This window comes from Micromonospora sp. NBC_00898, from assembly GCF_045207895.1.
GTDB lineage: Bacteria > Actinomycetota > Actinomycetes > Mycobacteriales > Micromonosporaceae > Micromonospora.
Genome location: NZ_CP108775.1, coordinates 3,920,537 through 3,934,349, shown reverse-complemented (window position 1 = coordinate 3,934,349; position 13,813 = coordinate 3,920,537). Strand labels below are relative to the sequence as shown.

Sequence of the window (13,813 nt, the reverse complement as noted above, 5' to 3'; positions counted from 1 at the left end):
CAAGCCCGCTCACTGACCGCTCCGCAGGCCCTGCTCGGTCTCGCGGATCCAGCGCCACTCGGCGACCCGGGGGTCGTCCTCGCCGTACTCGCGGGTGTAGTCGCGGCAGGCCTGCCGGGCGTCGACCATCTGCTGGCGGAGGTGGGCGGCGCGCGAGGCGAGCCCCGGCACCCGGTCGATGACGTCGATGACCAGGTGGAAGCGGTCCAGGTCGTTGAGCATCACCATGTCGAACGGCGTGGTGGTGGTGCCCTCCTCCTTGTACCCGCGCACGTGCAGGTTGTCGTGGTTGGTTCGGCGGTAGGTGAGCCGGTGGATCAGCCACGGATAGCCGTGGTACGCGAAGATGACCTGCTTGTCGCGGGTGAAGATGGTGTCGAACTCGCTGTCCGGCAGGCCGTGCGGGTGCTCCGACGGCGGCTGGAGCCGCATCAGGTCGACCACGTTGACCACCCGCACCTTCAGCTCGGGCAGGTGTTGGCGGAGCAGGTCGGCCGCCGCGAGGGTCTCCAGGGTCGGTACGTCGCCGGCGCAGGCGAGCACCACGTCCGGCTCACTGCCGTCGTCGCTGCTGGCCCAGCCCCAGATGCCCAGCCCCCGTCGGGCGTGCTGGACTGCCTCGTCCATGGTCAGCCAGTTCGGCGCCGGCTGCTTCCCGGCCACCACCACGTTGATGTAGTGCCGGCTGCGCAGGCAGTGGTCCATGGTGGAGAGCAGGGTGTTGGCGTCCGGCGGCAGGTACACCCGGACCACCTCGGCCTTCTTGTTGACCACGTGGTCGATGAAGCCGGGGTCCTGGTGCGAGAAGCCGTTGTGGTCCTGCCGCCACACGTGGCTGGAGAGCAGGTAGTTCAGCGAGGCCACCGGCTCCCGCCAGGGGATGCCCCGGGTGACCTTCAGCCACTTGGCGTGCTGGTTGACCATCGAGTCGACGATGTGGATGAACGCCTCGTAGCTGGTGAAGATGCCGTGCCGGCCGGTCAGCAGGTAGCCCTCCAGCCAGCCCTGGCACAGGTGCTCGGAGAGCACCTCCATCACCCGGCCGTCCGGGGAGAGGTGGTCGTCGCCCATCTCGGTGTCGGCGACGAACGCCCGGTCGGTGACCTCGAAGGCGGCGCCGAGCCGGTTGGAGGCAACCTCGTCCGGGCCGAACAGCCGGAACGTCTGCGGGTTGGCGCTGATCACGTCGCGGACCCATGGGCCGAGCACCCCGGTCGCGCCCACCGCCGGCTCGCCCGGCTCCTTGACGTCGACCGCGTAGTTGCGAAAGTCGGGCAGCTCCAGGTCACGGAGTACCCGGCCGCCGTTGGTGACCGGGTTGGCGCTCATCCGCCGGTCGCCCTTCGGTGGCAGCGCGGCCAGCTCGGCGACCGGGCCGCCGGTGGCGTCGAAGAGCTCCTCCGGCCGGTAGCTGCGCAGCCAGGTCTCCAGCTCGGCCAGGTGCGCCGGGTTGTCGCGCACCTCGGCGATCGGCACCTGGTGGGCGCGGAAGGTCCCCTCGACCTGCTTGCCGTCGACCTCCTTCGGGCCGGTCCAGCCCTTCGGCGTCCGGAGGATGATCATCGGCCAGCGGGGACGCTCGACCTTGCCGCCGGCGCGGGCCCGGCGCTGGATCTCGGTGATCTCGTCGACCGCCCGGTCCAGGGTGGCGGCCAGGGTCTGGTGCACCGTGGCCGGATCGTCGCCGGCGACGACGTACGGCTGGTAGCCGTAGCCGCGCATCATCTCCAGCAGGTCGTCGGTGGGGATCCGGTCCAGCACCGTCGGGTTGGCGATCTTGTAGCCGTTGAGGTGCAGGATGGGCAGCACCGCGCCGTCGCGGGCCGGGTTGAGGAACACGTTGGACAGCCAGCTCCCGGCGAGCGGGCCGGTCTCCGCCTCGCCGTCGCCGATCACGCAGGCGACCAGCAGGTCCGGGTTGTCGAACGCGGCGCCGTACGCGTGGCTGAGCGCGTACCCCAGCTCGCCGCCCTCGTGGATCGAACCCGGCACCTCCGGCGCCACATGGCTGGGGATGCCGCCGGGGAAGGAGAACTGGCGGAACAGCCGCTGCATGCCGGTCTCGTCCCGACTGATCCCGTGGTAGAGCTCGCTGTACGTGCCCTCCAGCCAGGTGTTGGCCACCAGGGCGGGTCCGCCGTGGCCGGGGCCGGTGACGTACATGGCGGACAGGTCCCGGTTGACGATGACCCGGTTGAGGTGCGCGTAGAGCAGGTTGAGGCCCGGGCTGGTGCCCCAGTGGCCGAGCAGTCGCGGCTTGACGTGCTCGGGCTTCAGCGGCTCGCGGAGCAGCGGGTTGTCGAGCAGGTAGATCTGCCCGACGGTGAGGTAGTTCGCCGCTCGCCAGTAGGCGTCAAGCCGGCGCAGCTCGTCTTCGGTCAGTGGGCTGTGCAGGTCGAGAGCGGTGTCCATGCTGCAATAGCCTCTCGCGGCTCGGGGTCTTCTGCCACCCGAAGGCGGATATCGCCCTGGGCACGTTCAGCTTCGCCCCGCGCGCAGGCAATGGATCAGGGCCGATGGTCCCGGGACGTGAGGGCGTCATGCCCCGGCCGCGGACGCCGGGCCGATTCCCCGGACCACGATCACCGGGGCCGGCGAGTGGTAGAGCAGGGACTGGCTGACTTCGCCGAGCATGCCCCGCCACGCTTCGTCGCCGCGCGCGCCGACCAGCGCCACCTGCGCCGAGCGGGACTGTTCCACCAGGATGGTGTCGGGGTCGCCGCGGATCGTGTGGCACTCGGCCGCCACCGAGGGGTGCCGCTCGCCGCACCGGGCGACCGCCTCGGCGAGCACGTCGTCGCCGCCGTCCGGCCGGCCCGGCTCGATCACCCGTACCGCGACCAGCCGGGCGGCGCGCTGGTCGGCGCAGTCGAAGGCGAAGCGCAGCGCGGTGTGGGAGCTCGCCGAGCCGTCCACCCCGACCAGCACCGGGCCCTGCGGCGGTGGCTCGGCGCGGCCCACCAGCACCGGGCAGCCGGCCCGGGCGGCGAGCTGCACGGCCGGCGCGTCGGCCGGCACGCAGGTGCCGCAGTTGGCCATCCCGCCGTCGCCGAGCGCCACCATGTACGCCGACTCGGAGGCCCGGATCAGGGCCTCGACCGGGGAACCCTCGACGATCTCGCCGCTCACCGGCACCGCCGGCTCCACCTCGGCGGCGACCTCGCCGGCCCGTTCGAGGAGGCGTTCCGCCGCGTCGCGCGGTCCGGCCACGGACGGTGCCTCCAGTGCCGCCGCCCAGTTGAACGCGTGCAGCAGGTGCAGCGGACGACCGTGCGCGGCGGCCTCGGCGGCGGCCTCCCGGACCACCTGGAGGTCCTCCTCCGACGACCCGACGCCGACCACGACGGCGCCGTGGGTGGGTGCGGCCATCCCGCTTCACCTCCCCGACGCCGGGTAGGGCACGACCACGCTCTCCTCACCCACGGTAGTCGCGGCGGTGCCTACCGGGGGCGGGATCGGGTCAGCGGAACTGGAGCCGGTTCACCGCGTCGAAGACCCGCGCGCCGAGCAGCCGGCGGGTGTGCACCATGGCCCAGGCCGCGGCGGTGACCAGGTAGCGGGTACGCGGCCGGCGGGCGGTCACCGCCCGCTCGATCACCCGGGCCACCGTGTCCGGCGTGGCCGACAGCGCCCGGTTCCGGTACGACTGCGCCATCACCGCGTCGACGGCGGCGATCATCTTCCGGTACGGCCCGGCCGGGTCGGCCCCGGCACCGAGGGAGGAGCTGGCGACCGCGCCGAAGCCGGTCCGGATCAGCCCCGGCTCGACGATGGTGACGTCGACGCCGAACGGCCGGACCTCCTGCCGGAGCGCGTCGGAGATCGCCTCCACCGCGTACTTGCTGGCGTGGTAGTAGCCGCCGCCCGGAAAGACGAGCCGGCCGCCCATCGAGCTGACGTTGACGATCCGGCCCCGGCCGGCGCGACGCATGCCGGGCAGGACGAGCTGGGTGAGCCGGCTCAGCCCGAAGACGTTCGTCTCGAACTGGGCCCGGACCCGGTCCATCGGGGCCTCCTCGATCGGGCCGTACTCGCCGTAGCCGGCGTTGTTGACCAGCACGTCGACCTGGCCGTGTTCGGCCTCGATCGCGGCGACGGCGGCCCGCATCGACTCCTCGTCGGTGACGTCGAGGGGGAGCAGCCGGGCCCCGCCGTCGGCCAGGTCGGCGATGGCCTCGACCTTGCGGGCGGTGGCGTAGACGGTCAGGTCGGGGCGGCGGGCCAGCCGGCGGACGGTGGCCCGGCCGATGCCGGAGGAGGTGCCGGTGATCATGACGGTGGTCATGACGGGGCTCCAGGGTGGTTGGCGAGGCCCGCGACGACCAGCGCGACGCCGTCGCGCAGTCGCCGCCGGGGCAGGTCGGGGTCGGTGAGGTCGGCCTCCAGGCCGCGGGTGAGCGCGACCAGCACGTCGGCCACCGCGCGGGCTCGCGGTCCGGCGGCGTCGGCCAGCGCGCCGGCCACCACGTCGGTCAGTTCCCGGGTGTACGCCTCGGCGAGGTCCCCGGTGAGCCGGGTGCTGGTGTCGAGCAGTTCGGCGGCGTGCGGGCTCTCCCGGTGCAGCCGCAGCGTCAGTTCCAGCTTGGCGGCGAGCACGTCGTGCAGCCGCTGCGCCAGGTCGGCGCCGGGGGCCCCGGCGGCCTGCCGGGCGTCGGCGAGCGAGCCGGCGAACAGCCGCTCGGCGAGCCGGCGGTAGGCGTCGTCCTTGTTGCGGACGTACTGGTAGACGGCGGGACGGGACATCCCGGCGGCCGCCGCGATGTCGTCCATCGTCGTGCGCCGCAACCCGTGCCGGGTGAAGCACTCGTACGCGGCGGCGAGGATGACGTCCAACCGTTCGTTCGACATGCTGACAATATTTGCACAGAATGTCAGAGCGTCAAGGGTGTCGGCGGTCACGCCTCGGTCCGTGCGGGGGTGTTCCCGGCCGCGCCCGGGTCACGCCCGAAGCGGTTCCCGGTGACGGGGGACGGTGCCCTCAGCGTGGGGTGGGGATCGCCGGGTGGACCCGGACGACGACGGCGGTGGCGTTGTCGTCGCCGCCGGCGGCCAGGGTGGCGGTGAGCAAAGCGCGGGTCGCGCGCGCCGCGTCCCGGTCGGCCAGCAGGTCCCGGAGCTGGTGGTAGTCGAGTTGGTCGCTCACCCCGTCGGTGCAGAGCAGCCAGGTGTCGCCGGGGCGCAGCGGAACGGCGAGCAGGTCCGGGTCCGGCCGGTCCGGGTGGCCGACGTAACGCAGCAGCTGGTAGCGGGCCCGGGCCGCCTCCGGACAGGTCGCCGCCCACCAGCCGTGCAGCACGCCCAGCCAGGCCATCGTGTGGTCGACGGTCAGCAGTTCCAGCAGCCCGCCGTGCAGCCGGTACGCCCGCGAGTCGCCGAGCTGCACGAGCCACGCCTGCTCGCCGTCCGGGTCCGCGACCAGGGCGGTGATGGTGCAGCCGGTGAGCTCGGCCAGGCCGGCGCCGGCCTGGCGTACCCGGGTCTGCGCCGCGGCGGTCGCGGCGCGGAGCTCGCGCGGCCCCACGGTGGGCCACCCCTCGCGGAGCCGCTCGATCAGGGTGTCCATCGCGGTCCGGCCGGCGACCCGGCTGCCCTCACCGGAGCCCATGCCGTCGGCCACCGCGGCGATGGGCAGCTCGGGGTCGACGTGCAGCACGTCGAAGTTCTCCGGGTAGCGGTGCCCGACCACACTGCCGGCGACGATCTCCAGCGTGACCCGCCCGGCGGCCAGCCGGCGCGCCGCCACAGGCTGGTCGAGGGCGCGGCGACGGAACACCAGCGCACGGTAGCACCGCAGGTGCCTTGGTCCGGGTGTTCGCGGCGCCGTGTCGAAGGCCGCCCTGTCAACCATGGTTGACAGGGCGTTCGCGTCAACGTAAGTTGACAGCATGAGTCAGGCGACAGAACTCGCGGCGGCCGCGGGCAGCACCGACCCGAAGGTCGGGCTCCGGGCCGTGCTCGCGCTGCGCCGGCTGCTCGAACGGCTGGAGGTGGTCCAGGTGGACAACGCCCGCAGGCAGGGCTGGTCCTGGCAGGAGATCGCCGACGCGCTCGAGGTCAGCCGGCAGGCGGTCCACAAGAAGCACGCCGGGCGACCGGCGGTCCGCGGCAGCTGGGAGGCGTGATGTTCGAACGGTTCACCGACCGCGCCCGCGACGTGGTGCGGCGCGCCCAGGACGAGGCCCGCGCCGAGGGGCAGCGCCCCGTCGGCACCGAGCACCTGCTGCTCGGCGTCCTCGCCGACGACGACAACCTCGCGGTGCGCGTCCTCACCGACCTCGGCGTCCGCGCCGACGACCTGCGGGCCGCCGTCGCGCGGCACGTGGCGCACGGCGGCGTCGGGCTCGGCGACGCGGACGCGGCCGCGCTCCGCGAGATCGGCATCGACCTCGCTGCCATCGTGGCTCGGATCGAGGAGTCCTTCGGCCCGGACGCGCTGCGCGAGGCGGCGCCCGCCCCGCGCCGCCGCTGGGGCCGCCGGCGGTGCGTCGGCGGCCCGTTCTCGCCCCGGTCCAAGAAGGTGCTGGAGCTCGCGCTGCGGGAGGCGCTCCGGCTGCGGCACCACCACATCGGCACCGAGCACATCCTGCTCGGCCTGCTCCGCGAGGGGCACGGGCTGGCCGCGCTCGTCCTCACCGAGGCCGGCGTCGACCTCGACGACCTTCGTCGGCGGGTGGAGACGGCGCTGCGGACGGCGGCCTGACCCGGCCGCGGTGACCGATTCTGAAACCTTTCCGCGGTGCGCGCCTCATCACCGCCCGCCGAGTCGCCGCCGCCTCCGAGTTGCTGCACACTGGCGCCGTGGACAGCGGACAGGACAAGCCGACGGCAGGTGCCGCCGGGCTGCGCTCGGCCGTGGTGGTCAACCCGGTCAAGGTGGCCGATCTCGACGAGTTCCGTCGGACCGTGGACGGCGCCCTCACGGCCGCCGGCTGGCCGGCGCCCAGCTGGCACGAGACCACGGTCGAGGACCCGGGCCGGGGCCAGACCGAGCAGGCCGTGCGGGACGGCGCCGAGGTGGTCTTCGCCTGCGGCGGCGACGGCACGGTGATGGCCTGCGTCACCGCGCTGGCCGGCACCGACGTCGCGCTCGCCGTGCTGCCCCAGGGCACCGGCAACCTGCTCGCCGCCAACCTGGGCCTTTCCAACGACCTGGCGGCCGGCCTGGAGGTCGCGGTGGAACGCGGCCGCCGCCGGCTGGACGTCGGCGTCGTCGACGACCAGTGCTTCGCCGTGATGGCCGGGATGGGCTTCGACGCCCAGATGCTCGATTCCACCTCCGAGACCACCAAGGCGCGGATCGGCTGGCCGGCGTACATCGTGGGGGCCGCGAAGCACCTCCGGGACCGGCCGATGCGGGTCTCCATCCGGATCGACGACCAGCCCCCGCTGCGCCGCCGGGCCCGGTCCGTGCTGATCGCGAACGTCGGCCGGCTGCAGGGCGGCGTACGGCTGCTTACCGACGCCGAGCCGGACGACGGCTGGCTCGACGTCGCGGTGCTCACCCCCCGCACGCTCGGCCACTGGCTGGCCATGGGCTGGGCGCTGGTGCGCCGCCGGGGCAGCGTGCCCCGGATGGAGGTCTTCAAGGGCCGCAAGGTCGAGATCACCAGCAACCGGGCCCAGCCCCGGCAGCTCGACGGGGACCTGATCGAGCCCGGCCGGTCGCTCAAGGCCGAGATCAAGCCGGAGTCGCTCTGGCTCTGCGTGCCGCGTCCCGCGCAGCACCCCGACCTGTCGATGGATGCCGAGGCGGCGGCCGAGCGCGGTGAGCGGCTGGTCGAGGAGGCCCGACGTGAGTAGCACCCGGATGGTGCCGGAGACCCGGCTGATGGCCCAGGAGGAGCTGTCCGCCGACGACGCCTGGCACACCCTGCGCCGCCTCGGCGGCTGGTGCCTGCTGCGGGACGCCTTCATCCGGTTCCGCTACGGCGACGGGTTCAGCCACTCCCGGGCATTCGCATTGCAGCTCTGCCTGGCCGTGGTGCCGTTCCTGATCGCGCTCACCGGTCTGATCACCGACCTGGGCGTCGACGAGGGTGGCAAGGTCGTCGCGGACACGGTGCTCGCACTCACCCCCGGGCAGAGCGAGTCGGTCGTGCAGGACCTGCTCGGCGACGGTCAGCAGACCGAGCGGGCCGGCGAGCTGGCGCTGACCCTCGGTCTGCTGACCGGCCTGATCGCGCTCACCACGACGATGGCCCAGATCGAAAGGGGCGCCAACCGGATCTACGGCGTCGAGCGGGACCGCCCGGCGCTGGCCAAGTATGTGCGCGCGGCGATCCTGGCCGTGACCGCCGGCGTGCCGGCGCTGACCGGCTTCCTGATCCTGGTCGGCGGCCGGGCAATGGGCGACTCGGTGCAGCGGCACTACGAGTGGGGCGGCTTCGCCAACGCCGCCTGGGACGTGGTCCGCTGGCCGTTGAGCCTGGGGCTCACCGTGCTGGCCGTGGCGGTGCTCTTCCGGCACGCGCCCCGGCGCAACCAGCCCGGCCTGTCCTGGCTCTTCTTCGGCGCCGGCATCGCCACCGTGCTGTGGTGGCTGGCCAGCCTGCTGCTGGCCGCGTACGTCAAGTTCAGCGGCGGCTTCGGGCAGACCTACGGCGCGCTGACCGGGATGATGGCCCTGCTGCTCTGGGCCAACCTGACCGGGATGGCGCTCTTCGGCGGGCTGGCCTTCGCCGCCCAGCTCGAGGCGATGCGGATCGGCGTTCAGGAGCCGGCCAAGCCGGACCTGTGGGAGCCGGAGGTCGAGCGCGAAGCGGCCCTCGACACCGGCGGGATGACCGCGTTCTGACCCGACGCGCCGCGGCCCGCGTGTACGCGGAGCGCAAATCGGGTACAGCGCGCCTCGCATAGGATAAGGGAGGTGCGGGGTGACCGCGGTCAAGGAGACGACGCGACGGCCGCTGGGCCATTTCGCGGAGCGGAGCATCGCGGGGCTGCTGGCCGTCGTCGCCGCCGGCGCCGGGTTCGGCGTGCTGCTGATGCTCGTCCGGTTCAAGTGGGGCCCGCTGTACCACGCCGACCACGAGGCGGCCGAGTGGTTCAACGGCCTCGTCGCACCGCACCACGCCCTGGTGACCGTGCTCCAGGCGATCACCGATCTGGGCGGCCGGCCGGTGCTGATCTGGTTGGTCACCATCGCCGTGGTCGGCCTGTTGATCCGCCGGCAGTCCCGGCTGGCGGTCTACCTGATCATCACCGGGGTCGGCGGACTGATCCTCGACCCGTCGCTCAAGGCGCTGGTCGGCCGGCTCCGGCCGGTGGTCGACGTGCCGATCACCCACGCCCCGGGCAACAGCTTCCCCAGCGGGCACGCGCTCGGCTCCTTCGTCGCGTACGGGGCGCTGCTGCTGGTCTTCCTGCCGGCCATGGCGCCCCGGTGGCGCAAGCCCGCCATCGCGATCGTGGGCGTGCTGGTCTTCCTGATCGGGCTGACCCGGATCGCGCTGGGCGTGCACTTCGTCTCGGACGTGCTGGGCGGCTTGCTGCTCGGCGCGGTGTGGCTCGGCGTCACCGCGTACGCCTTCCGGCTGTGGCGGCGCGAGCGGGGCCGGCCGGTGCCGCCGATCACCGAGGGCCTGGAGCCGGAGGCGGGCGAGGAGATCACCCCCGCGCCGGCCGAGGAGCACGTGCTGGAGCATCCGCGCTCCTCCGTCGCCGAGCTGCTGGTCGGCTGGGTGATCGTGTTCGGCGCCCTGTACGCCTTCGGGATGTTCGTCAGCTACCACGCCAAGGGCACCTTCTTCGGCACCCTGGACACTGAGGTGCCGCAGTGGTTCGCCGAGCGGCGCACCGACCAGCTCACCGAGCTGAGCTGGTGGTGGAGCAAGTTCGGCGACACCCACGCGATCCTGCTGGTCTCGCTGGTCTTCTGTCCTGTCGTGCTGGCGATCTGGAAGCGCTGGCGGCCGGTGCTCTTCGTGGTGCTGGCGATGTTCGGCGAGCTGAGCCTCTTCCTCGCCTCCGCCCGGCTGGTGCAGCGGCCCCGCCCGCCGGTGGAGAATCTGGACGGCCAGATGCCGACCTCGTCCTTCCCGTCCGGTCACATCGCCGCGACGATCTGCCTGTGGACCGCGATGGCGATCATCGTGTTCGCCCGCACCGACCGTTGGTGGCGCTGGCTCTTCGTGGCGATGGCCGTGATCATGCCGCTCGGGGTGGCCACCTCCCGGATGTACCGGGGCATGCACCACCCGACGGACTTCATGGGCGCGATCCTGCTCGGCGCGCTCTGGATCGGCCTGCTCTACTGGGTGGTGCGGCCCAACGCCGACGTGCACCAGGGCAACCAGCCGGCCATCGAGTCCGAGCAGGTGCGCGAGCTGGACGACGAGCTGGCCAAGGCCGGCCGGGAGGACTGACCGGCGCCGATGCTGCGGGTGATGACCTGGAACATCAGGACCGGCGGTCGGGACCGCGACGGGCTCGACCGGCTGGACCGGATCGTGGCGGTCGTCGCCGCGCAGCGGCCCGACGTGCTGGCCCTTCAGGAGCTGCGCGGCTTCGACCGGGGCGGGCTGCTGGCCGACGTGGCGGGCCGGGTGGGGATGGTGCCCCACCTGGCCCGTTCCTGTCTCGGGCAGCCGGTCGCGGTGCTGGTCCGCCCCCCGTTGCGGGTGCTCTCGGCGGGCCGGGTCCGCCGGCCGTTCCACCACGCCGCCGCCCGGGCGGTGGTGGACACCTCGGCCGGACCGTTGACCGTGGTCAGCACCCACCTCGACCCGTACTCCGGGGGCCGGCGGCGGATGGAGGCGGACTGGCTGGCGGTGGCGGCGCGGCGTGCTGGTCCGCTCACCCTGGTCGCCGGCGACCTCAACACCCTGGAACCGGGCGTCGACCACACCGCACGGCTGGCCGGCCTGCCCGACCGCTACCGCCGTCGGCATCTGTGCCGCGACGGCCGTACCGTCGACACCCGCGCGGTGTCCCGGCTGATCGAGGCCGGCCTGGTCGACCTCTGGCCGCACCTCGGCGGCGCGGAGCCGGACGGGCTGACCGTGCCGACCCGGCACGGCGGGGCCGAGTTCGCCGCGATGCGCCTGGACTACCTGCTCGCCACGCCGGCGGTGGCCGCGCTGGCCCGGCAGGTCCGGGTGGTCCGCGACGGGGCGGCCGACCGGGCCTCCGACCACTACCCGGTCGTCGCCGACCTGGAGCTGGCACCCGGCTGAGCGGGGCGGCGGCCGTTGCCCCGACTGACTACGGTGACGCCGTGACCGGCACGCCGACCCTCCGACCGTCCGACCCGTCCCGGCGGCCGAGCGGCGGGCCGCGCTCTCCCGACGCGGTCGGGGCGGCGCCGGTGCGCGGGCCGTCGGGGTTCGCCGTCGCGCCGGCCCCCGACCGCGAGCCGGGGGAGCAACGGACGACCGCCGCACGACACCCCCGGCGCGACGACGTCCGCGCGGCGGAGCCGCCGCCGCTGGTCGCGGCGGTCGCGCGCGGTGTCGCCCTGGTCGTGGTGCTCCCGGTACGCCTGCTGTGGGAGCTGACCGCCGCCACCGGCCGGGCGCTGGACCGGCACCTGTTCACCCCCGCCGGCCGGTTCCTGCTCCGGTGGCTGCTGCTCCCGCTCGCCTGGGTGGCCCGCATCCTGATCTGGGGCCCGCTGCGCTGGGCGGCCCGGACGCTGGTCTGGCTGCCGCTCCGGTGGCTGGCGGGGGCCGCCGCGTGGGTCGTGCGGACGCTGCTCTGGGCGCCACTGGCGTGGGTCGCGGTGCACCTGCTGTGGCGTCCCCTGGTCTGGGTGGCCCGGACCCTGATGTGGCTGCCGCTGGTCTGGCTCGGCCGGGGTCTGGCCTGGGCCGTGCTGCACCTGGCGTGGCGTCCGCTGGTCTGGGTGGCCCGGACCGTGCTCTGGGCACCGCTGGCCTGGCTGGTCCGGCACCTGGTCGTCCGGCCGCTGCGCTGGCTGGGGCGGGTGCTCGCCCCGGCCGGTCGGGCCCTGCTGCGCGGGCTGCTCCTCGTCGCCCGGGCGCTGGCTGTCGGGGTCCACGCGGTCGCCCGGCTGCTCGCCGCCGGGCTGGCCGTGCTGGGCCGGGCGCTGCTCGCGTCGGCCCGGGCCGTCGGCCGGGTGCTGGTGGACGCGGTGGTCGGCGCGTGGCGGCTCGCCGGCCGGCTGCTCCGCTTCCTCTACCGGGTGCTGCTGCGCCCGCTGGGGCTGGCCCTGCGCTGGCTCTGGCGGCACACCGCCGTACCGCTGGGGCGGGCGGTCCGGGCGATCTGGCGGCACACGGCGGTGCCGTTGGCCCGCGCCGTCGGGGCCGGGTGGCGGGCCACCGTCGGTCCGACCCGGCGGTGGGTCCGCCGCGCTGTGCTCGACCCGGTCCGGCTCACCTCCCGCGAGGTGCTCACCGCCCTCGGCCTGCGCCGCTGAAGCCGGCCCGGCGGCGGGCGCCGGGTCACAGCAGCAGATTGAGCAGGACGGTCAGGACCACCGAGGCGACGACCGAGAAGAGGATCATCAGCAGGCAGCCGAGGCCGCCACCCGCGGGACGGATCTCCGTGTTGCCGATACGCATGGACTCCGCCGCTCAGCGCCGACGCCGGCCGGGCGTGGACCGCACCGGGCTCACAGCTCGCGCAGTCGCGGCAGCAGCTGCTCCTGCGCCCAGTCCAGGAACATCGGCTGGGTCTCGCCGCCCACCTGCACGAGCGCCACGTGGGTGAAGCCGGCGTCGACGAACTTCTTGAACGCCTCGACGTGCTTGTCGACGTCCGGGCCGCAGGGGATGCCCTCGGCGACGTCCTCCTCGCGGACGAACTGGGTGGCGGCGGCGAAGGACTCGGGGCCGGGCAGGTCGGCGTTGACCTTCCAGCCCATGCCGAACCAGCGGAACTGGTCGTGCACGAGCTTGCGGCACTCGGCCTCGTCGGGGCCGTAGCAGATCGCCAGCTGGCCGAAGCGGGGCTGGCCCGCGCCGCCCGCGTCGTCGTACATCTGGATGAGGTGCGGGTCGGGTTCGGTGGCGACGAGGCCGCTGCCGTACTCGGCGGCGAGGGTGGCGGACTGCCGGCCGGAGGCGGCGACGGCCATCGGCACCGGCCGGTCCGGCCGGTCCCAGACGTACGCGTCGGGGACGTCGAAGTGGTTGCCGGAGAAGGTCAGCGTCTCGCCGTTGAGCAGCGGGCGGATGATCTGGAGGGCCTCCTCGAACATCTCGTGCCGCTGCTGCACGTGCGGCCAGCCGCCGATCACGTGCTCGTTGAGGTTCTCCCCGGCGCCGAGGCCGAGGGTGAACCGGCCGTCGGAGAGCACGCCGATGGTGCTGGCCTTCTGCGCGACGACCGCCGGGTGGTAGCGGCGGATCGGGCAGGTCACGAAGGACATCAGCTCGGCCCGGCTGGTGGCGTGCGCGACGGCCCCGAGCACCGACCAGGCGTACGGGGAGTGGCCCTGGGAGTCCAGCCACGGGTAGTAGTGGTCGGACATCACCAGCTGGTCGAAGCCGGCCGCCTCGGCGCGTACCGCGTGGTCGACCAGCTGCTTCGGGCCGGTCTGCTCGCACATCAGGGTGTAGCCGGCCTTGACCATGGTGGTCCTCCTTCCGGACGGATCGTCACCGGATACCCCGCCGGCAGGCGGTCAACCCTGGTGTCCCCTTCCGCGCCCGGACGCCCTTGACGGCAGGGCGGATGCTGCCACAGTCCGAACTTTAACGAGGTGCGGGTACCCCGGGAGGAGAAGCGGGACGTCGAGGCGGCCCAGGCCCGGCTGGTCCTCGCCGTCCTGGCGTGACCTAACGGGTGATGAACTTCAGTGGCGCGCCGGGCACCCGGCCGGTGGGAGGTGTGCGCTGATGGACGGGAA

Annotated in this window: 13 protein-coding genes; 7 read left to right on the top strand and 6 right to left on the bottom strand. The window is 73.8% G+C overall.

Annotated elements, in window-relative coordinates; translation table 11 throughout:
- Window positions 1–9: 9 nt before the first annotated feature.
- The 5 genes from OG799_RS19200 to OG799_RS19180 all read right to left on the bottom strand — a co-directional run bounded on the left by OG799_RS19200 (window position 10) and on the right by OG799_RS19180 (window position 5,773).
- Window positions 10–2,412, bottom strand: a complete 2,403-nt coding sequence (locus OG799_RS19200) for a phosphoketolase (RefSeq protein ID WP_406036550.1) — start codon at window positions 2,410–2,412, stop codon at window positions 10–12.
- Window positions 2,413–2,538: 126 nt separating this feature from the next.
- Window positions 2,539–3,369, bottom strand: coding sequence for a universal stress protein (locus OG799_RS19195; RefSeq protein ID WP_406036549.1), 831 nt, complete (start codon window positions 3,367–3,369; stop codon window positions 2,539–2,541).
- 91 nt (window positions 3,370–3,460) lie between these two features.
- Window positions 3,461–4,285: an oxidoreductase gene (locus OG799_RS19190; RefSeq protein WP_406036548.1), complete on the bottom strand. Its 825-nt coding sequence runs from the start codon at window positions 4,283–4,285 to the stop codon at window positions 3,461–3,463.
- Entirely contained in the window at window positions 4,282–4,848 is a 567-nt protein-coding gene (locus OG799_RS19185) for a TetR/AcrR family transcriptional regulator (protein WP_406036547.1), read from the bottom strand. The genes OG799_RS19190 and OG799_RS19185 overlap by 4 nt, the downstream gene beginning before the upstream one ends.
- 130 nt (window positions 4,849–4,978) lie before the next feature.
- A complete protein-coding gene (locus OG799_RS19180; protein ID WP_406036546.1) occupies window positions 4,979–5,773 on the bottom strand; it encodes a PP2C family protein-serine/threonine phosphatase in 795 nt (264 codons plus the stop codon).
- Window positions 5,774–5,885: 112 nt separating this feature from the next.
- Here OG799_RS19180 and OG799_RS19175 point away from each other — a divergent pair, with 112 nt between their 5' ends.
- From OG799_RS19175 to OG799_RS19145, 7 genes are all read left to right on the top strand, one after another.
- Window positions 5,886–6,122 carry an HTH domain-containing protein gene (locus tag OG799_RS19175; RefSeq protein WP_089010418.1) on the top strand — a complete coding sequence of 79 codons (237 nt, stop codon included), beginning with the start codon at window positions 5,886–5,888 and terminating at the stop codon, window positions 6,120–6,122.
- The gene (locus OG799_RS19170) at window positions 6,122–6,700 is read left to right on the top strand and encodes a Clp protease N-terminal domain-containing protein (protein WP_406036545.1); all 579 of its coding nucleotides are present in this window, start codon (window positions 6,122–6,124) and stop codon (window positions 6,698–6,700) included. The genes OG799_RS19175 and OG799_RS19170 overlap by 1 nt, the downstream gene beginning before the upstream one ends.
- 98 nt (window positions 6,701–6,798) lie before the next feature.
- Window positions 6,799–7,800, top strand: a complete 1,002-nt coding sequence (locus OG799_RS19165) for a diacylglycerol/lipid kinase family protein (RefSeq protein ID WP_406036544.1) — start codon at window positions 6,799–6,801, stop codon at window positions 7,798–7,800.
- Window positions 7,793–8,794 carry a YihY/virulence factor BrkB family protein gene (locus OG799_RS19160; RefSeq protein WP_406036543.1) on the top strand — a complete coding sequence of 334 codons (1,002 nt, stop codon included), beginning with the start codon at window positions 7,793–7,795 and terminating at the stop codon, window positions 8,792–8,794. Before OG799_RS19165 ends, OG799_RS19160 begins: the two co-directional genes overlap by 8 nt.
- A 79-nt stretch (window positions 8,795–8,873) precedes the next feature.
- Window positions 8,874–10,364 carry a phosphatase PAP2 family protein gene (locus tag OG799_RS19155; protein WP_406036542.1) on the top strand — a complete coding sequence of 497 codons (1,491 nt, stop codon included), beginning with the start codon at window positions 8,874–8,876 and terminating at the stop codon, window positions 10,362–10,364.
- Between the two features lie 9 nt (window positions 10,365–10,373).
- Window positions 10,374–11,174, top strand: a complete 801-nt coding sequence (locus OG799_RS19150) for an endonuclease/exonuclease/phosphatase family protein (RefSeq protein ID WP_406036541.1) — start codon at window positions 10,374–10,376, stop codon at window positions 11,172–11,174.
- Between the two features lie 41 nt (window positions 11,175–11,215).
- Entirely contained in the window at window positions 11,216–12,379 is a 1,164-nt protein-coding gene (locus OG799_RS19145) for a hypothetical protein (protein WP_406036540.1), read from the top strand.
- Between the two features lie 195 nt (window positions 12,380–12,574).
- On the opposite strand, the gene OG799_RS19140 is transcribed toward OG799_RS19145, so the two are convergent.
- The gene (locus OG799_RS19140) at window positions 12,575–13,537 is read right to left on the bottom strand and encodes a TIGR03557 family F420-dependent LLM class oxidoreductase (RefSeq protein WP_406036539.1); all 963 of its coding nucleotides are present in this window, start codon (window positions 13,535–13,537) and stop codon (window positions 12,575–12,577) included.
- Between the last annotated feature and the right edge of the window lie 276 nt (window positions 13,538–13,813).